The 22,917-nt window shown below is 65.9% G+C and carries 21 protein-coding genes; 12 read left to right on the top strand and 9 right to left on the bottom strand.

The window, feature by feature from the left end; translation table 11 throughout:
- Positions 1-14 precede the first annotated feature (14 nt).
- Positions 15-1,355 (top strand): aminotransferase-like domain-containing protein, encoded by a 1,341-nt coding sequence (locus IEV87_RS18095; protein WP_188479212.1) that lies wholly within the window; start codon positions 15-17, stop codon positions 1,353-1,355.
- Between the two features lie 57 nt (positions 1,356-1,412).
- Here IEV87_RS18095 and IEV87_RS18090 read toward each other — a convergent pair whose 3' ends face one another.
- Entirely contained in the window at positions 1,413-2,639 is a 1,227-nt protein-coding gene (locus IEV87_RS18090) for an argininosuccinate synthase (RefSeq protein WP_188479211.1), read from the bottom strand.
- A 105-nt stretch (positions 2,640-2,744) separates the two neighbouring features.
- On the opposite strand from IEV87_RS18090, the gene ilvA reads away from it, so the two are divergent.
- Positions 2,745-3,980: a threonine ammonia-lyase IlvA gene (gene ilvA / locus IEV87_RS18085; protein ID WP_188479210.1), complete on the top strand. Its 1,236-nt coding sequence runs from the start codon at positions 2,745-2,747 to the stop codon at positions 3,978-3,980.
- A 6-nt stretch (positions 3,981-3,986) separates the two neighbouring features.
- Here the strand turns inward: ilvA and IEV87_RS18080 are convergent, their stop codons facing one another.
- Positions 3,987-4,310, bottom strand: coding sequence for an Hpt domain-containing protein (locus IEV87_RS18080; protein WP_188479209.1), 324 nt, complete (start codon positions 4,308-4,310; stop codon positions 3,987-3,989).
- Between the two features lie 145 nt (positions 4,311-4,455).
- Here IEV87_RS18080 and IEV87_RS18075 point away from each other — a divergent pair, with 145 nt between their 5' ends.
- The gene (locus tag IEV87_RS18075) at positions 4,456-5,715 is read left to right on the top strand and encodes a PP2C family protein-serine/threonine phosphatase (RefSeq protein ID WP_188479208.1); all 1,260 of its coding nucleotides are present in this window, start codon (positions 4,456-4,458) and stop codon (positions 5,713-5,715) included.
- Between the two features lie 3 nt (positions 5,716-5,718).
- Here IEV87_RS18075 and IEV87_RS18070 read toward each other — a convergent pair whose 3' ends face one another.
- On the bottom strand, positions 5,719-6,153 hold the full coding sequence (locus IEV87_RS18070; RefSeq protein WP_188479207.1) for an NUDIX domain-containing protein: 435 nt from the start codon (positions 6,151-6,153) through the stop codon (positions 5,719-5,721).
- Positions 6,154-6,236: 83 nt separating this feature from the next.
- Here IEV87_RS18070 and hslO point away from each other — a divergent pair, with 83 nt between their 5' ends.
- From hslO to IEV87_RS18040, 6 genes are all read left to right on the top strand, one after another.
- The gene (hslO, locus tag IEV87_RS18065) at positions 6,237-7,229 is read left to right on the top strand and encodes an Hsp33 family molecular chaperone HslO (RefSeq protein ID WP_188479206.1); all 993 of its coding nucleotides are present in this window, start codon (positions 6,237-6,239) and stop codon (positions 7,227-7,229) included.
- Entirely contained in the window at positions 7,219-7,821 is a 603-nt protein-coding gene (locus IEV87_RS18060) for a CoA pyrophosphatase (RefSeq protein WP_188479205.1), read from the top strand. Before hslO ends, IEV87_RS18060 begins: the two co-directional genes overlap by 11 nt.
- Positions 7,821-8,975, top strand: coding sequence for a CCA tRNA nucleotidyltransferase (locus IEV87_RS18055; protein ID WP_188479204.1), 1,155 nt, complete (start codon positions 7,821-7,823; stop codon positions 8,973-8,975). Before IEV87_RS18060 ends, IEV87_RS18055 begins: the two co-directional genes overlap by 1 nt.
- A 49-nt stretch (positions 8,976-9,024) precedes the next feature.
- The gene (locus IEV87_RS18050) at positions 9,025-10,866 is read left to right on the top strand and encodes an ABC transporter ATP-binding protein (RefSeq protein WP_188479203.1); all 1,842 of its coding nucleotides are present in this window, start codon (positions 9,025-9,027) and stop codon (positions 10,864-10,866) included.
- A gap of 38 nt (positions 10,867-10,904) precedes the next feature.
- Positions 10,905-12,128, top strand: coding sequence for a class I SAM-dependent RNA methyltransferase (locus IEV87_RS18045; protein WP_188479202.1), 1,224 nt, complete (start codon positions 10,905-10,907; stop codon positions 12,126-12,128).
- A 71-nt stretch (positions 12,129-12,199) separates the two neighbouring features.
- On the top strand, positions 12,200-12,700 hold the full coding sequence (locus IEV87_RS18040; RefSeq protein ID WP_188479201.1) for a L,D-transpeptidase family protein: 501 nt from the start codon (positions 12,200-12,202) through the stop codon (positions 12,698-12,700).
- A 72-nt stretch (positions 12,701-12,772) separates the two neighbouring features.
- Here the strand turns inward: IEV87_RS18040 and betA are convergent, their stop codons facing one another.
- From betA to betI, 5 genes are read right to left on the bottom strand one after another with little or no spacing between them, the layout of a single operon-like run.
- On the bottom strand, positions 12,773-14,431 hold the full coding sequence (betA, locus tag IEV87_RS18035) for a choline dehydrogenase (protein WP_229737696.1): 1,659 nt from the start codon (positions 14,429-14,431) through the stop codon (positions 12,773-12,775).
- Entirely contained in the window at positions 14,431-15,069 is a 639-nt protein-coding gene (locus IEV87_RS18030; RefSeq protein ID WP_188479200.1) for a glutathione S-transferase family protein, read from the bottom strand. The genes betA and IEV87_RS18030 overlap by 1 nt, the downstream gene beginning before the upstream one ends.
- A complete protein-coding gene (gene betB, locus IEV87_RS18025; protein ID WP_188479199.1) occupies positions 15,069-16,526 on the bottom strand; it encodes a betaine-aldehyde dehydrogenase in 1,458 nt (485 codons plus the stop codon). The genes IEV87_RS18030 and betB overlap by 1 nt, the downstream gene beginning before the upstream one ends.
- A 1-nt stretch (position 16,527) precedes the next feature.
- A complete protein-coding gene (betC, locus tag IEV87_RS18020; protein WP_188479198.1) occupies positions 16,528-18,036 on the bottom strand; it encodes a choline-sulfatase in 1,509 nt (502 codons plus the stop codon).
- Entirely contained in the window at positions 18,033-18,605 is a 573-nt protein-coding gene (gene betI / locus IEV87_RS18015) for a choline-binding transcriptional repressor BetI (protein ID WP_188479197.1), read from the bottom strand. Before betI ends, betC begins: the two co-directional genes overlap by 4 nt.
- 103 nt (positions 18,606-18,708) lie before the next feature.
- Between betI and choX the strand changes: the two genes are divergently transcribed.
- The 3 genes from choX to choV all read left to right on the top strand — a co-directional run bounded on the left by choX (position 18,709) and on the right by choV (position 21,602).
- The gene (choX, locus tag IEV87_RS18010) at positions 18,709-19,623 is read left to right on the top strand and encodes a choline ABC transporter substrate-binding protein (RefSeq protein WP_188479196.1); all 915 of its coding nucleotides are present in this window, start codon (positions 18,709-18,711) and stop codon (positions 19,621-19,623) included.
- A 117-nt stretch (positions 19,624-19,740) separates the two neighbouring features.
- Complete coding sequence (gene choW, locus IEV87_RS18005; protein ID WP_188479195.1) at positions 19,741-20,577, top strand: choline ABC transporter permease subunit; 837 nt, start codon at positions 19,741-19,743, stop codon at positions 20,575-20,577.
- A complete protein-coding gene (gene choV, locus IEV87_RS18000; RefSeq protein WP_188479194.1) occupies positions 20,574-21,602 on the top strand; it encodes a choline ABC transporter ATP-binding protein in 1,029 nt (342 codons plus the stop codon). Before choW ends, choV begins: the two co-directional genes overlap by 4 nt.
- 384 nt (positions 21,603-21,986) lie before the next feature.
- On the opposite strand, the gene dapA is transcribed toward choV, so the two are convergent.
- Positions 21,987-22,862, bottom strand: a complete 876-nt coding sequence (dapA, locus tag IEV87_RS17995; RefSeq protein WP_188479193.1) for a 4-hydroxy-tetrahydrodipicolinate synthase — start codon at positions 22,860-22,862, stop codon at positions 21,987-21,989.
- Positions 22,863-22,917: the final 55 nt, after the last annotated feature.

Raw genomic sequence — 22,917 nt, 5'->3', positions numbered from 1 at the left:
GATACAGATATTCCATGAGTCAGAGCAAGACCGACCGGATTTTCGAAACCCTGCGGCAGCGTATCGACAGCGGCGACCTGCCGGAAGGGACCAAGCTGATGTCCCTCAGGCAAGCGGCAGAGCAGTTCGGCGCCTCCAAGAACGTGATCGTGACGGCCTATGACCGGCTGGTGGCGCACGGCCTCGCGGTGTCGCGGCAGGGGTCCGGTTTTTACGTCGCCCGCGTCGCCCCGGCCATCGCCGCACCCACCAACCTGCGGGAGGCGTCGGATACCGTATCCCTGCTGCACGTCCAGCTTGACCGGCCCTACAAGGTGCTGGCAGGGGACGGCCGCCCGCCGGAGGCCTGGCTGATGACCAGCCTGCCCGCCGTGTCCCTGCCCGCGGGCGAAGGCGGCTACGGCTCTCCGCACGGGTTGCTCACCCTGCGCGAATGCATCGCCGCCGCGCAGATCGCCGCCGGGCTGGTGGCGACTCCGGCGCAGATCGTGACCACCTTCGGCGCCAACAACGCGCTGGACCTCGTGATCCGCCGCTTCACCCGGCCCGGCGATACGGTTCTGGTGGACGATCCGGGCTACTACCCACTGTTTTCCAAACTGAAACTGTCGGAGGTCAATTTCGTCGGCGTGCCCCGCACCCCGCGCGGCCCCGACCCGGAGGCGCTGGAGGTGCTGGCCGAAAGGCATCGCGCGCGGCTTTTCTTCACGCAGTCGCTGGTGCAGAACCCGACGGGCTGTTCGATCGACCTGCCGACAGCGCACGCGATCCTGAAGGTCGCGGACCGGCGGGACATGCTGGTGATCGACGACGACCCCTTCATCGACCTGCCGGGCGTGACGGGGATGCGGCTGGCGGCGCTGGACCAGTTCCGCCGGGTGATCCAGATCGGGAGCTATTCCAAGATCCTCTCGCCTTCGCTCCGCTCAGGCTTCCTGATCGCGGAGCCGGGGATCGCGGCCAGCCTGGCTGAACTCAAGATGATCCTGTCGGTGAACTCCTCGAACTATACCGAACGGCTGATTGCCGATGCGATCCTGTCGCGCCGGTTCGAGAAGGTGCGCACGGGACTGCGCCGCCGTCTCGACCAGGCGCGGGCTGAGGGGATCGACCGCCTGCACCGCCTGGGGTTCGACCTGTTCGCGCCGCCGGACAACGGGCTGTACGGGATGGTCATGCTACCAGAGGGGCTGGACGACATGGCGGTGTCGTCCGAAGCGGCGCAGCAGGGGATCCTGCTGGCGCCCGGCAGCCTGTTCCGGGTCGATCCGGGCAGGCACCGCCCGTCGATGCGGGTCAACTGGAGCCGGGTGCAGGACAGCCGGTTCTATTCCTTCCTGCGCTCCCTGGTCTGACAGCGCGGACCGGGGGCCTTGCCCCCAGACCCCCGGGATACTTTCGGCAAGTTGAAATCAGCGGCCGAGGCGGCGCTTGCGGGTGGCGAGCAGTTTCAGGCGCAGGGCGTTCAGCCGGATGAAGCCGGCTGCGTCCTTCTGATCGTAGGCGCCGGCGTCCTCCTCGAAGGTCACGTGCGCTTCGGAATAGAGCGAGTGGTCGGACCAGCGGGCGACAGTGCGGGCGGAGCCCTTGTAGAGTTTGACCCGGACAGTGCCGGAGACGTGTTCCTGGCTCTTGTCGATCAGGGCCTGCAGCATCTCGCGTTCGGGGGAGAACCAGAAGCCGTTGTAGATCAGCTCCGCATAGCGGGGCATGATCGAATCCTTGAGGTGGCCCGCGCCGCTGTCGAGCGTGATCTGTTCGATGCCGCGATGCGCCTCGAGAAGGATGGTGCCGCCGGGGGTCTCGTAGACGCCGCGGGATTTCATGCCGACGAAGCGGTTCTCCACGAGGTCGAGGATGCCGACACCGTGCTTTCCGCCCAGTTCGTTGAGCTTCGTGAGGATCGAGGCAGGCGACATCGCCTCGCCATTGATCGCCACGGCGTCGCCCTTTTCGAAGGTGATCTCCACCATCTCGGGCTGATCCGGCGCGTCCTCGGGGCGGGTGATGCGCTGAAGCACGTAATCGGGCGCCTCCTCACCGGGATTTTCCAGCACCTTGCCTTCGGAGGAGGTGTGCAGCAGGTTCGCGTCGACGGAGAAGGGCGCTTCGCCGCGCTTGTCCTTGGCGATCGGGATCTGGTTCTCCTCGGCAAAGGCAAGCAGCTTGGTTCGCGAAGACAGGGACCATTCCCGCCAGGGCGCGATCACCTTGATGTCGGGGTTCAGGGCATAGGCGGAAAGTTCGAACCGCACCTGATCGTTGCCCTTGCCGGTCGCGCCATGGGCGACGGCATCGGCACCGCATTCCGCCGCGATCTCCACCAGCCGCTTGGAGATCAGCGGGCGGGCGATGGAGGTACCGAGCAGGTAGAGCCCTTCGTAGAGCGCATTGGCGCGGAACATCGGGAAGACGAAATCGCGCACGAACTCCTCGCGGACGTCCTCGATGTGGATGTTCTCGGGCTTGATCCCGAGAAGTTCCGCTTTCTTGCGCGCCGGCTCCAGCTCCTCTCCCTGGCCGAGATCGGCGGTGAAGGTCACCACCTCGCAGCCGTATTCGGTCTGCAGCCACTTCAGGATGATCGAGGTGTCGAGACCCCCGGAATAGGCCAGGACGACTTTCTTCGGCGCGCTCATGTGGTGATCCCTCTTAGCAGTCGGGCGAGGCGATAGCGGGTTTTTCGCGTCCATACAAGGTCGCGCCCCCTTGCCCGCAGGCGCGGCGCGGGGCAGAGACGGGGGATGAGCGAACTCGAAGACTTCCGGGACCGGGCCCGTGCGGCGATGGTGGCGATGCGGGCGGTGTTTCCGGCCACACCTCTGATGCGCAACGATCATCTGAGCAAGATGTACGGTGCGGACATCTGGCTGAAGCGGGAGGATCTGTCCCCGGTCCGGTCCTACAAGCTGCGCGGCGCGTTCAATGCGATGCGGCGGGCGCAGGGGGCGGAGCTGTTCGTCTGTGCGAGCGCGGGCAACCATGCGCAGGGCGTGGCCTACATGTGCCGGCATTTCGGCGTGAAGGGCGTGATCTTCATGCCGGTTACGACGCCGCAGCAGAAGATCGAGAAGACGCGGATCTTCGGTGCGGATTTCGTGGAGATCCGGCTGATCGGCGACTATTTCGACGACACGCTGGCCGAGGCGCAGACCTTCTGTGCCGAAGCGGGCGGGCATTTCCTTGCCCCGTTCGACGACGAGGACGTCATACTTGGCCAGGCCAGCATCGGCGCGGAGATCGAGGCGGAGATGCCGGAGGGCGCGGACCTGATCGTGCTGCCGGTCGGCGGCGGCGGGCTGTCGGCAGGGATCCGGAGCTATTTCGGCCCGCAACAGGGTCTGAAATTCGTGGAGCCGGCGGGGGGCATGTCGCTGGCGGCGGCGGTGGACAACGGATCGCCGGTGACGCTGAACAAGGTGGACAGCTTTGTCGACGGGGCGGCGGTGGCGCGGATCGGCGCGCGGCCCTGGGCGCGGCTGGAGGGGATCGCGCGGGACGACGTGCTTTCGGCGCCGGAGGACCGGATCTGCATCACCATGCTGGAGATGCTGAACATCGAGGGCATCGTTCTGGAACCGGCGGGGGCGCTGGCGGTCGACGCGCTCGGCGCGCTGCGCGACGAGATCCGGGGCAAGCGGGTGATCTGCATCACGTCCGGCGGCAATTTCGATTTCGAACGCCTGCCGGAGGTGAAGGAGCGGGCGCAGCGTTATTCCGGGGTGAAGAAATATTTCATCCTGAGGCTGCCGCAGCGGCCTGGCGCGCTGAAGGAGTTCCTCAACCTGCTAGGGCCGGAGGATGACATCGCGCGGTTCGAATACCTCAAGAAATCCGCGCGCAACTTCGGGTCGGTTCTGATCGGGATCGAGGCGGGGAAGGCCAGCGATTTCGACGGGCTCAGGCAGCGGCTGGACGAGAACGGGTTCGTGTATCGCGACATTACCCAGGACACCATTCTTGCGGAATTCCTTATCTAGGCCGTTTCACGCGGCCAGCCGAGCGCGGTATTCGGACAGGAACAGGTCGCGGCTTTCGCGATAGGCCCGAGCGAGCCCGGCGATGTCCACGCTGTCGGGATCGCCACGGGCGGCGCGCGCCTCACCCTCCGAACAGAGGTCGGCGAAGGCGGCGAAGCCCAGATTCAGCGCGCAGCCCTTCACGAAGTGCAGCGCGGCTTCGAGATCTTCGGCCAGAGCGATGGTCTGCATCGCGGTTTCGACATCCTGAAGGAACAGGTCCAGCACCTCCTCCAGGCTGTCGTGGCCGATGTCGTCAGCCAGTTCCGTCACCTTGGTCCAGTCGATCATGCGTTTCGCGCCTCCGCCGTGACGGGACCATAACGTGAACGAATTTCGGAAATCTGAATCGGACTCCGGGGTGCGGTTAACGCGCTGTTAGACCGGTGTCGGGTAGCGAGGGGTATCCGGAACAGGCAGGCAGATGACCCGCGCGATGCAGACAGACAGGCAGGGGCCCGACCCCGGCAGGGACAGCCATGTCCGTCCGCGCGTGCTGGTCGTCGATGACAGCGCGATGCAGCGCCGGGTCCTGGCCGCCACGCTGTCCCGCTGGGACTACGACGTGACCGAAGCCGAATCGGCCGAGGCTGCGCTGACGATCTGCCAGACCGCACCGCCCGACATTGTCATTTCCGACTGGATGATGCCGGGGATGAGCGGGCCGGAATTCTGCCGCGTCTTTCGGGACATGCCAAAGGCGCAGTACGGCTATTTCATCCTGCTGACGTCGAAGGCGGACAAGGTGGACGTGGCGCTTGGCCTCGGCAGCGGGGCGGACGATTTCCTGACCAAGCCGGTGAACAGCGGTGAACTGCGCGCGCGGCTGACTGCGGGCGAACGCATCCACGACATGCACCGTGAGCTGACGCTCAAAAACCGCGTGATCGAGGAAACCCTTGGTGAATTGCAGGGGCTGTACGATTCCATCGACGCGGATCTGGTCGAGGCGAAGAAGCTGCAGCAATCCCTGATCCGCGAAAGGCGGGTGGACTTCGGACCGGCGCAGGTGTCCCAGATCCTCAAGTCCGCCAACCGTGTCGGCGGGGACCTCGTGGGGCATTACCGGGTGGGTCCGGACCGGATCGCGATCTTTTCTCTCGACGTGTCGGGGCATGGCATCAGCTCCGCGTTGATGACGGCGCGGCTGGCGGGGTTCCTGTCCTCCTCCGTTCCCAACCAGAACATCGGGCTGATCAGCCGGGGCGGGGCCTTTCACGCCGCCGTGCCGCCGGACCGGATCGCCGCGCAGCTGAACGACATCGTGCTGCGGGATCTGGGCAGCACGCATTACTTCACCCTCGCCCTCGCAGAGGTCGATTTCCGGTCGGGACATGTCCGGCTGGTCCAGGCGGGGCATCCGCATCCGATGATCCAGCGGTCGACGGGGGGGATCGACGTCATCGGCGGGGGCGGGTTTCCTGTCGGTCTGGTCGAACAGGCGCAGTTCGACCTTGTGGAAGACCGGCTCAACCCCGGGGACCGGCTGCTGCTGATGTCGGACGGGGTGACCGAATGCCTGGACGAAAGCGGCACCATGATGACGGAGGAAGAGGTGATCCGCCTGATCGCCGACCTGCGGGGATCTGAGGGGACCGGGTTTCTCGAGTCGCTGGTCTGGAGCCTGTCGCAGCGCCGGGGGGAGGCGCGGTTCGACGACGACATTTCCGCGATCCTGCTGGAGTATCCCGGATAGCGCTCAGCCGGTCAGCTGGCGGAGGACTCCGACGCTGCCGGGATCGGCGATCAGGTCTGCGGCGAGGTCGGCCGGGGTCCAGATCGCGGCATGTCCCGGTTCGCGCGGCGGGCCGTGCGGGCGGACGGGGCGGGCGAGGTACATCGCGCAGATCTTGTCGGCCCACTTGTCGTATTCCGGCATGTAGGTGAAGCGGCGGAAGACGGCGATGCGGCGCGGGGCGGCGATGGCCCATCCGGTTTCCTCGAACACCTCGCGATGCAGGGCGCGCAGGGGGGATTCACCGGGATCGATACCGCCGCCGGGCAGCTGGAATTCCGGCTCCGGCTCGCTCTGATGGGTCAGGAGAAGCGCGCCGTCGCGCGGCAGGATCGCGTAGACTCCGTGCCGGGTTTCGTAGCGGCGGGCGGGGTCGGGGCTGTCTCCGTAGCGTCTCATCCTGACCCCTGCCTTGTATCCCGGCGTTCTTGCCCATAGGTGACGGCCAAGATATGCCAAGTACAGGCGCGGAAGGAAACCCCATGACTCTAGGATCGAAACTGGCCTGGGACGATACCGTCCTGCCGTTCCAGCTCGACATGTCGGACGTGCGCGGGCGGGTGGCCCGGCTGGACGGCGTGCTCCAAGGGATCCTGTCGCAGCACGACTATCCGGCACAGGTCGAGGCGTTGGTCGCGGAGATGGCGCTGCTGACCGCTCTCATCGGACAGACGATCAAGCTGCGCTGGAAGCTGCAGCTTCAGGTGCAGTCCAAGGGGCCGGTGCGGATGATCGCGACGGATTACTACGGACCCGAGAAAGACGGCGAACCGGCACGCATCCGCGCCTATGCCAGCTTTGACCGCGACCGGCTGACCGACGGGGCACCGATGGATCAGGTCGGCGAGGGGTATTTTGCCATCATGCTCGACCAGGGGCAGGGGACGCAGCCCTACCAGGGGATCACGCCGCTGACCGGCGGGTCGCTGATGTCCTGTGCAGAGGCCTATTTCGCGCAGTCCGAACAGCTGCCGACCCGGTTTTCCCTGTCCTTCGGCAAGTCGACGGAGGCCGGGGGCGTGGAGCACTGGCGCGCAGGGGGCGTCATGCTTCAGGTCATGCCCAAGGCCAGCCCGCATGTCACCGGTGAGGGCGGGTCGGGCGAAGGCGGACTGCTCGCCGCCTCGGACCTCGTGCAGGGGGACGAGGAAGAGAACTGGAACCGCGTGAACTTCCACCTCGATACGGTGGAGGCGCTTGAACTGATCGGGCCGAGCGTTGCGCCGACCGACCTTCTGGTGCGCCTGTTCCACGAGGAACAGCCGCGGGTGTTCGATGCGCAGCCCGTGCGTTTCGGCTGTTCCTGTTCCGAGGACAAGGTGCGGCAGTCGCTGTCGATCTACTCGGCCAAGGACATCGAGAAGATGACGACGGACGAAGGCACCGTGACGGCGGACTGTCAGTACTGCGGCGCGCATTACGTCATGGATCCGAAAACCGTCGGGTTCGAGGCGGAGGACCCGGGTGAAAGCTGAGCCCGAGAGCTATGACCGGATCCGTGCGGCCCTTGCCGGTCCGGGCGAGGGGTCGTCGGATTTCGACCTGAACGGGCGGCAGGGGATCCTGCCGCCCGATCAGCTTCGACCCGCCGGGGTGCTGGTTCCGCTGGTGGAGCGGGGCGGAGAGATCCATGTCGTGCTGACAAAGCGGACGTCTCACCTGACCCACCATCCGGGCCAGATCGCCTTTCCCGGAGGCAAGGTCGATCCCGGCGACGCGGACGAAACCGCCGCCGCGATCCGCGAAGCGGAAGAGGAGATCGGCCTGCCACGCGGTCTGGTCGAGGTGCTGGGCACTCTGCCCGCGCATGAGACGGTCAGTGTGTTCCGGGTGGTGCCCGTGGTGGCGCGGATCACAGGCGACTTCGTGAAGGTGCCGGAACCGGGCGAGGTGGAAGAGGTGTTCGAAGTGCCGCTGTCCCACCTTCTCGACCCTGCGAACTATTCGGTCCAGGGGCGGCGCTGGCAGGGACGGATCAGGCACTATTTCACGGTGCCCTGGGGCCCCTACTACATATGGGGCGCCACTGCGCGTATCTGCCGGGTGCTGGCCGGACGGCTCGGCTGATGCAGATCACGGGCGGCTGGCTGGATCATCCGGGGACGCGCGCTGTCTGCGGGATGCTGACCGGTGCAGGCCACCGGGCGCTTTTCGTGGGGGGTTGCGTGCGGGATTCCCTTCTGGACCGTCCGGTCGGGGATATCGACATCGCCACCGATGCACGGCCCGAACGTGTGGTGGCCCTGTCGCGGAAGGCGGGGATCCGCGCCGTTCCGACGGGCATCGACCACGGGACAGTGACTCTCATCGCCCATGACCTTGCCCATGAGGTGACGACATTCCGCGCCGATGTGGAAACCGACGGGCGGCATGCGGTCGTGCGGTTTTCGGACGACGTGGCGACGGATGCGGCGCGGCGGGATTTCACCATGAATGCGCTGTACGCCACACCGGAAGGGGAGGTGGTCGATCCGCTTGGCGGGCTGTCTGACCTGCGCGCCCGGCGGGTCCGGTTTGTCGGCGACCCGGCGGCCCGGATCGCGGAGGACCACCTGCGGATCCTGCGTTTCTTCCGGTTTCATGCCTGGTACGGCGATCCCGCGGCGGGCATGGATGCGGAGGCGCTGGCCGCCATCGCCGCCGGGTCCGACGGTTTGTCCCGCCTGTCGCGCGAACGCATCGGGGCAGAGATGCGCAAACTGCTCTCCGCCCCCGATCCCGCGCCTGCCGTGGCGGCGATGCGGTCCACCGGGGCGTTGATGCAGCTTCTTCCGGGCGCTGACGACCGTGCCCTCGCCCCGCTGGTGCATCTGGAAGGCGACCGGCCCGTCAGCTGGATCCGCCGGCTCGCCGTACTGGGCGGCCCGGGGGTTGCCGATGCGCTGCGGCTGTCCAGGGCGGAGGCGAAGGCGCTCGACACGCTCATCGACGGTGTCGGCAACGGCATGAGTCCGGGTGAGCTTGGCTACCGGGTCGGAGCGGAGGTGGCGGGTGACATTCTCCTCCTGCGGGGTGCGCTTCTGAAAACGCCGCCGACCGTGCGGGATTTCGACTTGGCTACCAAGGGGGCCCGCGCCCGCTTTCCCGTCAGACCGAAGGACCTGATGCCGCGCTACAAGGGCGCGCACCTTGGCGAACGCCTCCGACATCTGGAAACCCGCTGGATTGCATCGGGCTTTGCACTGACGCGGGATCAGCTGTGCGGCGAGGGGGATGGTTGAAGGCCCCGGTTCCGCGCTAGGTTCTGCGGAGCCCGACCGCGAGTCCCCCATGCCTTTCGACACAAGACGCTTCATCGACCCCTTCAAGCCCGCCGACGGACCGCCGCCGGTGACGCTCGTGCCGTATATCGGATGGCTTCTGCGCGGCGGTTGGCCGGTGATTTCCGCCGCCTGCATCCTGTCGGTCATCGCCGGGGTGGCCGAGATCGGATCGGCCTGGGTCCTCGGTGCCGTGGTCGACAAGGCCACCGCCGCGGGACCCGAGAACGCCTTTACCGGCGAAAGCCTGAGCATGATCCTGCTGGCCTTTGCCTTCTTCGTGATCGCGCGGCCCGTGATGATGGGGCTGAGCTCGGCGACCAACACGCTGTTCATCATGCCGAACGTCTTTTCCCTCACGCTGAGCCGGCTGCATCGCTGGACGCTTGGTCAGTCCGTCACCTATTTCGACAACGACTTCGCCGGGCGGATTGCGCAAAAGCAGATGCAGAGCGCTTCGGCCATGACCGAAGTTGCGATGGAATCGATCAACTCCATCGTCTTCGCTTTCGCCTCCATCCTCGGCGCAGCGGCGCTGATCTTTACCATTCACCCGGTGCTGGTCGCGGTCTTCCTGGTCTGGATGACCGCCTATGTCCTGCTGATCCGCTACTACCTGCCCCGTGTCCGCGCCCGGTCCAAGGCGCGGGCGGCCGCGCGGGCTATGGTGTCGGGGCAGGTGGTAGACACGATTACCAACATCAAGACGGTGAAGCTTTTCGCCCATGCCGATCACGAGGACCGCGTGGCCCTGAAGGCGATCGAGCAGTTCCGCCAGCGGGCCTATGACTTTGCCAGGGTCGCGGTCAGTTTCCGGGTCATCCTGTTCACGCTGGCAGGAGTGCTGCCGGTGCTGCTGGTCGGCGGGGCCCTCTGGCTCTGGTCCTCGGGCACCGCCACCATCGGCGGGGTGGTTGCCGCCGGGACCGTGTCGATCCGGCTGGCGCAGATGACGGGATGGGTCAGCTTCTCGCTCATGGGAATCTCGGCCAACGTCGGGGAAATCGAGGACGGAATGCGCACGCTCGCCCGTCCGGTCCGGCTGGACGACCGGCCCGATGCGACGGAGCTTGCCGTGCCCGAAGGCCGGGTTCAGTTCGACAACCTGACCTTCGCCTACGGGCGCGACGTCGGCGGGATCCGGGGGATCACGCTGGACATCCGGCCGGGCGAGAAACTGGGAATCGTCGGGGCTTCCGGTGCCGGGAAGTCCACGCTGGTGGCGCTGCTCATGCGGCTCTACGCGCCGGAATCGGGTCGAATCCTGATCGACGGGCAGGACATCGCCGGGGTCACGCAGGACTCCCTGCGCCGGCGGATAGGGATGGTCACGCAGGAAACCGCGATGTTCAACCGGTCGGCCATGGACAACATCCGCTACGGCCACCCCGAGGCGACGGAGGAGGAGGTGTTCAACGCCGCCTCCCGCGCCGAGGCCGACCTGTTCATCCGCACGCTGGCCGATCATTTGGGCAACGAAGGATACGACGCGCGGCTCGGTGAACGGGGCGTGAAGTTGTCGGGCGGGCAGCGTCAGCGTATCGCGCTGGCGCGGGCCATCCTGAAGGACGCACCGATCCTGGTGCTCGACGAGGCGACCTCCGCGCTCGACTCAGAGGTCGAGGCCTCTATCCAGACCGCGCTGGAGCGGGTGATGGAAGGCAAGACGGTGCTGGCCGTCGCGCACCGGCTGTCGACCATTTCCCACATGGACCGGATCGCGGTCCTGGACGAGGGGCGGGTGGTCGAACTCGGCTCTCACGAGGAACTGCTGGCGCTGGACGGGCTCTACGCGCGCTACTGGTCGCGGCAGTCCGGCGGGTTCCTCGGGGCGCGCGACGCCGCCGAATAGGCTTTGCCCGCCGCGCCCGGACAGGCTATCGGCAGGGGATGAGCGAATTCACCATTCAGCGGCTTGGCCACCACGGCGACGGCATCGCGCCGGGCCCCGTCTATGCCCCCATGACCCTGCCCGGAGAGGTCGTCACCGGAACCGTCGACGGCGACCGGCTAGAGGATATCCGCATCGTCCGGCCCTCTGCCGACCGCGTTTCCGCCCCCTGCCGGCATTTCCGCAGCTGCGGGGGATGCCAGTTGCAGCATGCCTCGGACGGGTTCGTTGCGGGATGGAAGGCGGATGTTGTGCGTCAGGCGCTTCTGGCGCAGGGGATAGAGTCGGAGGTCGCGGGGATCGAAACCTCTCCGCCCCGGTCCCGCCGCCGGGCGACGCTGTCGGCGCGGCGCACCAAGAAGGGCGCGCTGGCGGGGTTCCACGGCCGCGCCTCGGGCACCATCGTCGAAATCCCGGCCTGCCAGTTGCTGCACCCCAACCTGATGCCGGCGCTCGGGGTGGCAGAGGATCTGGCCGTCACCGGAGGATCGCGCAAGGGAGAGCTTTCGGTCACCGCGACGCTGTCGGATTCGGGTCTGGACATTGCGGTCACCGGCGGCAAACCGATGGACCGGGAGCTTGAGGTCACGCTGGCGGACCTGGCCGAACGGCACGACCTGGCGCGGCTGACATGGGACGGCGAGACCCACGCCATGCGCCGACCGCCCCTGCAGGTCTTCGGCCCGGCGCGCGTGACGCCGCCGCCCGGGGCCTTCCTGCAGGCGACCCGGGAGGGGGAGGCGGCGCTGCTGGCCGAGGTGGAACGCATCACCGGGGGCGCGGCGCGGATCGCGGACCTTTTCGCCGGGGTCGGCACCTTTGCCCTGCCACTCGCCCGGCGGGCGGAGGTGCTGGCGGTCGAGGGCGACGCGGCGATGACCGCCGCGCTCGACCGGGGCTGGCGGGAGGCGCAGGGGCTCAAGCAGGTCCGCACGCTGACCCGCGACCTGTTCCGCAACCCGCTGCTGCCGGACGAGTTCAGAAAGGTCGACGCCGTGGTCATCGACCCGCCCCGCGCCGGGGCAGAGGCACAGGTGGCCGAAATCGCCCGCGCACGGGTGCCCGTGGTGGCGCACGTGTCGTGCAACCCCGTCACCTTTGCCCGGGACGCGGCGCAGCTGATAGCGGAGGGCTATGCGATGGGGCCGGTCACGGTGGTCGATCAGTTCCGCTGGTCGGCGCATGTCGAACTGGTGGCGGGGTTTCGTCTCACATCATCGTGAATGCCGTCGCGCCCCTTCTCGGGTAAGGCGAAATCGGGTATATCTCCCGAAAAAACAAGTGGGCGGCAGTGATGCGTTTTCTTTCCCTGATCCTGGTGATCGCACTGGGGCTTGGCCTTTCGGCCTGTGCTCCGACAAAATTCAAGACCTACCGCGGGCCAGAGGTGACGCAGATCGTCGTCTACAAGGCCGACCGCAAGATGTATCTCATGCACCACAACAAGGTGCTGGAAAGCTACAACATCGACCTCGGTTTCACCCCGGTCGGGCACAAGCAGTTCGAAGGGGACGGCAAGACTCCGGAAGGCACCTACCGGATCGACCGGCGCAATCCGAACAGCGAATTCCACCTCTCCGTCGGAATGAACTATCCGAATGTGAACGACGTGGCCTTTGCGGCGTCACAGGGAAAACGGGCGGGCGGTGACATCTTCATCCACGGCGAACCCAACCGGTTCAAGAAGGTCAGCAAGCGGGACTGGACCGCCGGCTGCATCGCGGTGAAGAACCGCGAGATGGAAGACATCTATGCGATGGTCCGCGATGGCACGGTGATAACCGTCTACCCCTGAGTTTCGCCTTGCCCGAAATATCCTCGGGGGGCGCTGTCTGAAAGACAGCCGGGGGGCAGACAGCCCCCCGTCCTATCTCTGGGATCCGCGCCAGTCCGGATGGATCCAGGGTTCCGAGTTTTCCGGCGGCAGCGGCGCGCGGCCAAGGATGTGATCGGCGGCTTTCTCTCCGACCATGATCGAGGGCGCGTTGAGGTTGCCGTTGGTGATCTGCGGAAACACCGAACTGTCGGCGAGGCGGAGGTTGTCGACGCCGATCACCCGCGCCTCCGGATCGACCACGGCGTGCGGATCGGTGCGGCGGCCCATCTTCGCTGTACCGCAGGGGTGATAGGCGGATTCGACGTGTTCGCGGATGAAGCCGTTCAGCTCATCATCCGTCCGCACGTCCTTCCCCGGCTGGATTTCATGCTTGTAGAACGGCGCGAAGGCCTTCTGCGCGAAGATCTCGCGCGTCAGGCGGATGGCGGTACGGAAATCGGCCCAGTCCTTTTCGTGCGCCATGTAGTTGAACCGGATCACCGGCGCGTCCTCCGGATTGGCGGAGCGCAGCGTGACCGACCCGCGCGAGGGGCTGCGCATCGGGCCGGTGTGGGCCTGGAAACCGTGGCCCTCCGCACTGGCCTTGCCGTCGTAGCGGATCGCGATCGGCAGGAAATGATACTGGATGTCAGGATAATCGACCCCGGCGGCAGACCGGATGAAGGCCGCGCTTTCGAACTGGTTCGATGCGCCCGGGCCGGTTCGGGTCAGCAGCCAGCGCGCGCCGACATAGGCCTTTCCGAACAGGTTCCAGTAGGAATAGAGACTGACGGGCCGGGAAGCGGCGGCCTGGATGTACAGCTCCAGATGGTCCTGGAGGTTCTGGCCGACACCTGCGCGGTCGGCGACGACCGGGATGCCGTGTTCCGCCAGATGCGCGGCGGGTCCGACACCCGACAGCATCAGCAGCTTGGGCGAGTTGAGCGAGGAGGCGGCGAGGATCACCTCGCGCTCCGCCCGGATGGTTTCGATACGACCCCCGCGCGAGATTTCCACGCCGACCGCGCGCCCCTCCTCGATCACGACGCGGCGGGCGAAGGCGCGGATCAGGTCACAATTTTCCCGTTTCAGAGCCGGTTTCAGGTAGGCATTCGCCGCCGACCAGCGCTGCCCTTTCCACACGGTCATGTCGAAGGGGCCGAAGCCTTCCTGCTGCTCACCGTTGTAATCGCCGGTCACCGGATAGCCCGCCTGGCGCCCGGCCTCGACGAAAGCGCGGGTGAGGGGGTTGACCCGGCTGCCGCGTGTCACGTGAAGGGGACCGCCCCGGCCCCGCCACGACGCAACGCCGCCGTGCCCCCCGTCGTGCCAGTCCTCCAGCCGCTTGTAATAGGGCAGGACGTCGGCGTAGCCCCAGCCATCCGCGCCCATCTCGGCCCAGGTGTCGAAATCGCGGGCGTGGCCGCGCACGTAGATCATGCCGTTGATGGAGGAGGATCCGCCGATCACCTTCCCGCGCGGGGTGGCAAGGACCCGTCCGCCCAGGTGCGGCTCGGGCTCGGTCTGATAGCCCCAGTCATAGCGGCGCATGTTCATCGGGTAGGACAGCGCCCCCGGCATCTGGATGAAGGGGCCCGCGTCGGTCCCGCCATGCTCGATCACCAGAACGGAGCGCCCGGCCTCCGCCAGCCGGTAGGCCATGGCGCAGCCGGCCGACCCGGCGCCGACGATGACGTAGTCTGCCTGCATCACATGGTGTTCCAATGGGCGTCGTAGGACACCATGACATGCTCGCGAAACGCCGGGCGTCCGGTCAGACGGTCGTAATAGGCGGCCAGCGCGGGCAGGTCGGGGCGGTCCCAGGATATGGTGAAATAGCGGTAGAGCTGATGGCCGACCGCAACATCCGCGAAGGTGAAGTCCTCTCCCCCGATCCAGGTGCGGCTGGTCAGGCGTGCGTTCAACATGGTGGCCAGCGGGGTCACGGCGGCGACGGCGCGGCGCATCCCTTCGGGCGACTTGTTTTCGGGCTTTCGGCGGACAACCTCGTAAAAGATCTCGGCCGCGCCGGCGACGAAAGCGTTCTTGCCCCATTCGGCCCAGCTGTCGAGAGGGCCACGGATCGCGGGGTCAGTGGGCCAGAAGGTGGCGTCGCCGTATTTCGACCCTAAATAACGGAGAATCGCACCGCTTTCGAACAGCACGACCCCGCCGTCATCCAGCGTCGGCACCAGTCCGGTCGGGTTCATCGCCAGATAGTCCGGCGTATGCGTCGTGGCATAGCCCCGCCCGTAGTCCAGGCGCCGGTGCGGCAGGCCAAGCTCTCCGATGGCCCACATGGCGACCGAAACGTTGGAGGAATTCGCGCGACCGTAGATCGTCAGCATCAGTAGGGTGCCTCCACATCGCCCATCCGGACGAAAACCGTTTTCAACTGGCTGTAGTGTTCGATCGCCGCCTTCGCATTTTCGCGGCCCACGCCAGAGGCCTTCACGCCGCCGAACGGTGCCTCTACGGGTGCGTCGTTGTAAGAGTTGATGAAGCAGGCGCCGGCCTGAAGTTTTCCGATCACGCGGTGCGCGCGGGACAGGTCGCGGGTGAAGACGCCGGCGGAGAGGCCGAAGTCGGTGGCGTTGGCGCGCTCGATCACCTCGTCCTCGTCGGTGAAGTCGAGCACCGCCATGACGGGGCCGAAGATCTCTTCCCGCGCAATTGTCATCTCGTCGGTCACATCGGCGAAAACGGTCGGTTCGATGAAGAATCCCCCGGTTTCGAGCCTGTTTCCGCCGGTGATGAGCCGCGCACCCTCCGCCTTGCCCTTGGCGATGTAGCCGAGCACGATCTCCAACTGCCGCTCGGACACCATGGGCCCGAAAGAGGTCGCCTCGTCCATCGGGTCGCCGATTACCGCGCCTTTCAGTCGTTCGGCGAGGCGGGTGAGGAACTGCTCCTTGATCGCCGAATGCACGAAGACCCGCGTCCCGTTCGAACAGACCTGACCCGAGGAATAGAAGTTGCCGAGGATCGCGCCGCCGACCGCGTTGTCGATGTCGGCGTCCTCGAAAACGATCAGGGGGGACTTGCCGCCCAGCTCCATCGTGACGTGCTTCATGTGGCTCGCCGCGGCGGAATAGACCCGCTTTCCGGTCGGGACGGAGCCGGTGAGCGACACCTTGGCGACGCGCGGATCGGTGACCAGTTGCGCGCCGGTCTCGCCCATGCCCTGCACCACGTTGAAGACGCCCGGGGGGGCTCCGGCCTCCGTGAGGATTTCCGCGATCTTCAGGGCGCAGAGGGGGGTCGTCTCGGACGGCTTGAAGACCATCGTATTGCCGCAGGCGAGCGCGGGGGAGGCCTTCCAGCAGGCGATCTGGGTCGGGTAGTTCCAGGCGCCGATACCGACGCAGACGCCAAGCGCCTCGCGCACCGTATAGGCCCAGTTTTCGCCCAGGGGGATGTGTTCCCCGGTCAGGCTGCCCGCCAGACCGCCGAAATATTCCAGCGCATCGGCGGCGGATGTGGCGTCAGCGACAAGGGTTTCCTGCAGGGGCTTTCCGGTGTCCCAGGTTTCCAGCACGGAAAGGTCGTAATTGCGTTCGCGGATGATCTGGGCGGCGCGGGTCAGGATGCGGCCCCGTTCGCGCCCGGTCATGGCGGCCCAGGCGGGTTGCGCGGCCTTCGCGGCGGCAAGGGCCTTGTCGACGACAGTCTCTGTTCCGGCGTGAACCGTGGCGATGACCTCTCCGGTTGCGGGGTAGATCACCGGGATCTCCGCGCCGGCCGTGTCCTCGACATACTGGCCGTTGATGTAGTGGCTGGCGGTTGGCTGAGTGGGATAGGTCATGTCATTCTCCGCGCGGGAACCGCTGGTTTTCCTCGACCACGTTCAGGTCCATGTGGTTGCGCATGTAGCGTTCGGAGGCTTTCTGGAGCGGCTGGAACTCCCACGGATAGTAGGATCCGTTGCGCAGGGCTTCGTAGACGATCCAGCGGCGGGCCTGGGATTTGCGTACATCCGCGTCGAAGCGCGCGAGGTCCCAGTGGTGGTCTGCCATGGCCGCGAATTGGGCCAGCGTGTCGGCATGGGCCGGATCGGCGGCGAGATTCGTCAGCTCATGCGGATCGGCGTCGAGGTCGAACAACTGGTCGGGGTCGAGCGTACAGCGGTTGAACTTCATGCGGCCCTGAACAAGGGAAACCATCGGGGCGTAAGAGGCCTCCGCCGCGTATTCCATCCGCACAGGCGTTTCGCGCGGGGTGCCGTTTGCGAAGGGGATGACGGACTCTCCGGCTGTCCAGGGCGCGACCTCGTCCATGGAGATCCCGGCGAGCCCACAGAGCGTCGGGCAGACGTCGATGTTGGAGACGGGGTCAGCGACCAGACCGGGGGCAATGCCTGGGGCCGACAGCATCATCGGCACGCGGGCCGAGCCTTCGTAGAAGTTCATCTTGAACCACAGACCCCGCTCACCCAGCATGTCTCCGTGATCGGAGACAAAGAGGATCGCGGCGTCCTGCCGGGTGCGCTCGAGCACGTCGAGGATCTCTCCGACCTTGCTGTCGAGATAGGTGATGTTGGCGAAGTAGGCGCGGCGGGACTTGCGGATGTCTTCTTCGGTGATGTCGAAATTGCGCCAGTCGTTGGCATCGAAGATGCGTTTCGAATGGGGATCCTGATCCTCGTAGGGGATCGCCGGCATCGTCGGCAGCAGGTGGTCACAGTCCTCGTAGAGGTCCCAGAATTCCTTACGGGCGACGTAGGGGTCGTGGGGGTGGGTGAAGCTGACGGTCAGGCACCAGGGGCGTTTGTCGTGACCGCGCGCCAGATCGTAGAGCTTGCGGGTGGCGTGATAGGCGACCTCGTCATCGTATTCCATCTGGTTGGTGATCTCGGCCACGCCCGCGCCGGTGACGGACCCCATGTTGTGATACCACCAGTCGATGCGCTCACCCGGCTTGCGGTAGTCCGGGGTCCAGCCGAAGTCGGCGGGGTAGATGTCGGTGGTCAGTCGTTCTTCAAACCCGTGCATCTGGTCGGGGCCGACGAAATGCATCTTGCCCGACAGGCAGGTCTGGTATCCCGCGCGGCGCAGGTGGTGCGCGTAGGTGGGCAGGTCGGAAGGGAATTCGGCCGCGTTGTCGTAGACCCCGGTGACGGAGGGGAGCTGGCCCGACATGAAGGACGCCCGACCGGGCGCGCAGAGCGGCGACGCCGTGTAACAGTGACTGAACCGGGCCGACCGCGCGGCCAGCTTCTTGAGGTTCGGGGCGTGAAGCCAGTCTGCCGGGCCGTCGGGGAAGAGCGTCCCGTTCAGCTGGTCGACCATCAGGATGAGGATATTGGGCTGGGTCATGACAGGGCTTTCAGTTCGGTGTCGAGTGCGGTCAGCACCTGGGCGGCGGCGCGCTTGCCGTTGGTCTGGCCGGGATAGAGAGCGTAGCGCAGGTAGAAGCCGTCGATCATGCCGCCGATGCGTTCGGCGATGGCGGGCGCCCGGTCGCCGGCGATCTGGCGCAGGTCGTGGGTCAGGTTCGATTGCAACCGCCGGTGATAGACCGAGAGCAGCCGCCGCGCTTCGTCCGAGCGCTGCGCAAGCACATAGAAGTTGAGCCAGGCGGAAATGATCTCGCCCCGGAAGTTGGTCGCGCTGAAGTTGGCGCGAATCACGCCGTCGATCCGGGCGCGGGGGTCCGTGGCGGCGGCCAGCGCGCCCCTCACTTCCGCGCCATAGATCGTGAGGACATAGCGCATGGCGGACAGGAACAGCCGGTCCTTGTCGCCGAAGTAATGGAAGGCCAGGGCGGCGGAAACCCCGGCCCGCTTGGCGATCTGGCCCACGGTCACGTTCAGGGACCCGGTTGTGCCGATCTCGTGAATGGCAGCTTCGACAAGCTGCTGCCTTCTATCGGACATTGTGGCCATGCCGCGCCCCCTGGCGTAGAAAAAGGTTGCAATAATCTGGTAGCCGTGGACTGATTGACTGGTCAATCAAAAAACCTGCCAACAAAACTGAAGGGGAGTAATCATGCGATTTCTGACAACTGTTTCCGCACTGGCCCTTGGCCTTGCCACCGCCGCGCAGGCGGATTGCGGGTCGGTCGCGATGTCCGATGTGGGCTGGACCGACATCACCACGACGACCTCTGCCGCGAAGCATGTGCTCGAGGCGCTCGGCTACGAAGTGGACGTGAAGATCCTGTCCGTGCCGGTGACCTTCGCTTCGCTGGAATCGGACGACGTGGACGTGTTCCTCGGCAACTGGATGCCGGCGCAGTCCGGCGCGATCGGGCCGTACTTGGAGTCCGGCGAGATCGAGACGCTGGCGACCAACCTCGAAGGCACCAAGTACACGCTGGCGGTTCCGACCTACGCCTACGAGGCAGGGCTCAAGACCTATGCCGACATCCACAAATTCAAGGATGAGCTGGATTCGAAGATCTACGGGATCGAGCCGGGCAACGAAGGCAACGCCTACCTCGTTTCGCTGACCGAGGAGAACAAGTTCGATCTCGCCGGGTTCGAGGTTGTTGAATCTTCTGAACAGGGGATGCTGGCGCAGGTCGCGCGGATCTACAAGAAAGAGGAACCCGTCGTCTTCCTCGGCTGGGAACCGCATCCGATGAACGCCAACTTCTCGCTCAAGTACCTGACCGGGGGCGAGGATTTCTTCGGCGGCGAAGGCACCGTTCATACCGTGACCCGCAAGGGGTTCGCGGAAGAATGCCCGAACCTCGGCAAGCTGTTCGGCCAGATGTCCTTCACGCTCGAGATGGAGAACGGGATCATGGGGCAGATCCTCGACGACGGCGCGGATCCGGACAAGGCCACGATGGAATGGATCAAGGCCAACCCGGATGCCGTCATGGCCTGGGTCGACGGTGTGACCACCGCGGATGGCGGTGACGGCGCGGCCGCGGTGAAAGAAAAGCTCGGGCTCTGAGCCTGACAGGAACCCCGCCGCCGAAAGGCCGGCGGGGTTTCCGTTTCCGTCCCTGACACGGGGGCAAATGCGTATCGAGACCCCTTGAAGAGGGTCCAGGCTACGGGGGAATGGCCAGTGGAATGGCTCACGGATAACAAGATACCTGTCGGCAAGGTGGCATCGGCCATCTTCGAGTGGGTGCGCGACAACGGGGAGTGGTTCCTGAACTTCCTCTCCGTGGTGATGGAGACGTTGATCGAGGGGATTCTCTGGGTGCTCCAGACCCCGCACCCGCTGATCGTGGTCGCCGTTTTCGTCGGTCTGACCTGGCTGATCCAGCGGAACTGGAAGGTCTGCGCCTTCGTCGCGCTCGGCTTTCTGTTCATCCTCAACCAGGGGTACTGGAAGGAAACCACGCAGAGCCTGACGCTGGTGCTGTCGGCCTGCGTTGTCTGCATGGCGATCGGGGTGCCGATCGGCATCTTCACCGCGCACCGGCCCAAGGCCTATGCCTATATCCGTCCGATCCTGGACCTGATGCAGACGCTGCCGACCTTCGTCTACCTGATCCCGGCCATCGTGTTCTTCGGCATCGGCATGGTGCCGGGCCTGATCGCCACGGTGATCTTCGTGATTCCGGCGCCGATCCGGATGACGCATCTTGGGGTGTCCTCGACCCCGCAGGCGCTGCTCGAGGCCGCGCGGGCCTTTGGCGCGACCCCGCGCCAGACGCTCTACAAGGTGGAACTGCCCTATGCGCTGCCGCAGATCATGGCCGGACTGAACCAGACGATCATGCTGTCCCTGTCCATGGTGGTGGTCGCCGCGCTGGTCGGGGCGAACGGGCTGGGCGTGCCGGTGGTGCGCGCACTCAACCAGGTGAACACGGCGCTCGGGTTCGAATCCGGTTTCGTTATCGTCGTGGTCGCCATCATGCTGGACCGCATCCTGAACGTGGGAGGCCGCAAATGACCGTCGCCGTCGACATAGACAACGTCTCCATCGTGTTCGGGCAGGACCCGGACCGGGCGCTGCCGCTGATGGACAAGGGGCAGGAGCGCGGGGAAATCCAGTCTGCCACGGGTCAGGTGCTGGGGGTGCACAACTGCACACTGCAGGTGGAGGAGGGGGAGATCCTCGTCCTCATGGGCCTGTCGGGTTCGGGCAAGTCGACCCTGCTGCGCGCCGTGAACGGGCTGAACCCGGTGGTGCGCGGGGCGGTGAAGGTGCATGACGGAAACGGCATGGTCGATGTGACCCATGCGGATCCGGCAACGCTGCGGCGGATGCGGATGCACCAGATCGCCATGGTCTTCCAGCAGTTCGGACTGCTGCCCTGGCGCACAGTGCGCGAAAACGTCGGCCTGCCGCTGGAACTGGCGGGCATGGGATCGAAGGAGGCCAACGCCAAGATCGACGAACAGCTGGCGCTCGTCAGCCTGTCGGACTGGGCCGAGCGCAAGGTCGGAGAGCTGTCGGGCGGCATGCAGCAGCGCGTCGGGCTGGCACGGGCGTTTGTCACGCAGGCACCGATTCTGCTGATGGACGAACCCTTCTCCGCCCTGGACCCGCTGATCCGGACGAAGCTGCAGGACGAACTGCTGGAGTTGCAGCAGAAGCTGAAGCGCACGCTGATCTTCGTGTCCCACGATCTGGACGAGGCGTTCAAGCTTGGCAACAAGATCGCGATCATGGAGGGCGGGCGGATCGTACAGATGGGCACCCCGCAGGACATCTTCCGCGATCCGAAGAACGACTACGTCAAGGAATTCGTGCAGCACATGAACCCGCTCGGCGTTCTGCGGGCGCGGGATCTGATGCGGCCGCTGGCCGGGACGCCATCCGTGACGATCGACGCGGACCAGCTGATCCGGGACGAGATGGAACGGATGATCGGGTCCGACGGGCCAATCGGCGTGACGGAGAACGGCGCGGTGATCGGACAGCTCTCCAAGGACGACCTGCTCAGGGGTCTGAGCAACCCGTCGGGGGTGTGAGGCACGACAGAGGGCAGGGGCCGACCGCGGGGGTGCCGCTCTACCGGCGGTGGTTGTCGCTTGATGGTCCCGTGATAGCCGTCAGGTCAATCGTCGCGCTTTCGGTGACGAAGCGGCCGCCCGTGGGGCGGTCGGCCGCTGGCCGGGCCGCCTTGCGGCCGTATCGGGCGGGGTACGGTGTATCCGGTCTGGTTTCGCACCCGCCCGTAGCAGATGCGCAGGCTCAGGATGTCCCCAAGTCGGGCGCTGCCCTCGAACACTTCTGCAGCCACCCCTCCGCGAGTCATCCTCGGGCTCGACCCGAGGATCTCAGGTCAAAGGCGCGACAGACGACAGGAGATCCTCCGGTCAGGCCGGAGGATGACGCCTGTCCGTCAGTAAAGATCAGTTCAGCAGACCGGCGTGGCGCAGACCGGCGCGCAGCTTGTCCTTGGTGTCGTCCGTCACCGTCATCAGCGGGAGGCGGACCTCGTCCGAACACAGCCCCAGTTCGGACATGGCGAACTTCACCCCGCACAGCCCCGGCTCCGTGAACACCGCCTCGTGCAGCGGCATCAGCCGGTCCTGGTAGGTCAGCGCCTTCGCGTAGTCGCCGGCAAGGCAGGCCGCCTGCATCTCGGCGCAGAGTTTCGGCGCAACATTGGCTGTCACGGAAATGCAGCCGACCCCGCCCATGGCATTGAAGCCGACGGCGGTGGCGTCCTCGCCGGACAGCTGCACGAATTTCGCCCCGCAGGTCATGCGCTGCAGAGCGACGCGGTCCAGCTTGGCGGTCGCGTCCTTGACGCCGATGATGCGCGGCAGCTTCGCCAGTTCGCCCATGGTCTCGGGCGTCATGTCGATGACCGAGCGCGGGGGGATGTTGTAGATGATGATCGGCAGGTCGCAGGCGTCGTGCATTGCGGTGAAATGCGCGATCAGACCGCGCTGCGTCGGCTTGTTGTAATAGGGCGTGACGACCAGCGCCCCGTCCGCGCCAACGTCAGCGGCGTGCTTGATGAGGCGGATGCCCTCGGCGGTGTTGTTGGCGCCCGCGCCTGCGATCACCGGAATGCGGCCAGCGGCGAATTCGACGACCTTTTCGACGACGATCTCGTGTTCGCGCAGGGACAGGGTCGGCGATTCACCTGTGGTGCCGACGGGGACAAGGCCGTTCGAGCCCTGTTCGACATGCCAGTCGACAAGTTTCTTGAGGCACTCAAGATCCAACTCGCCGTTCTGGAACGGCGTGACGAGGGCGGGCAGAGACCCGTGAAACATGACACGCTCCTTTCTTTTGGCGGGCAGGCTGAGGCCATCCCGGTTGCGGATCCCC

This window comes from Primorskyibacter flagellatus (assembly GCF_014638275.1).
GTDB classification, from domain to species: Bacteria; Pseudomonadota; Alphaproteobacteria; order Rhodobacterales; family Rhodobacteraceae; genus Pseudooceanicola; species Pseudooceanicola flagellatus_A.
The sequence above is the reverse complement of the archived record's forward strand: the minus strand, read 5'-3'. Positions and strand labels throughout refer to the sequence as shown.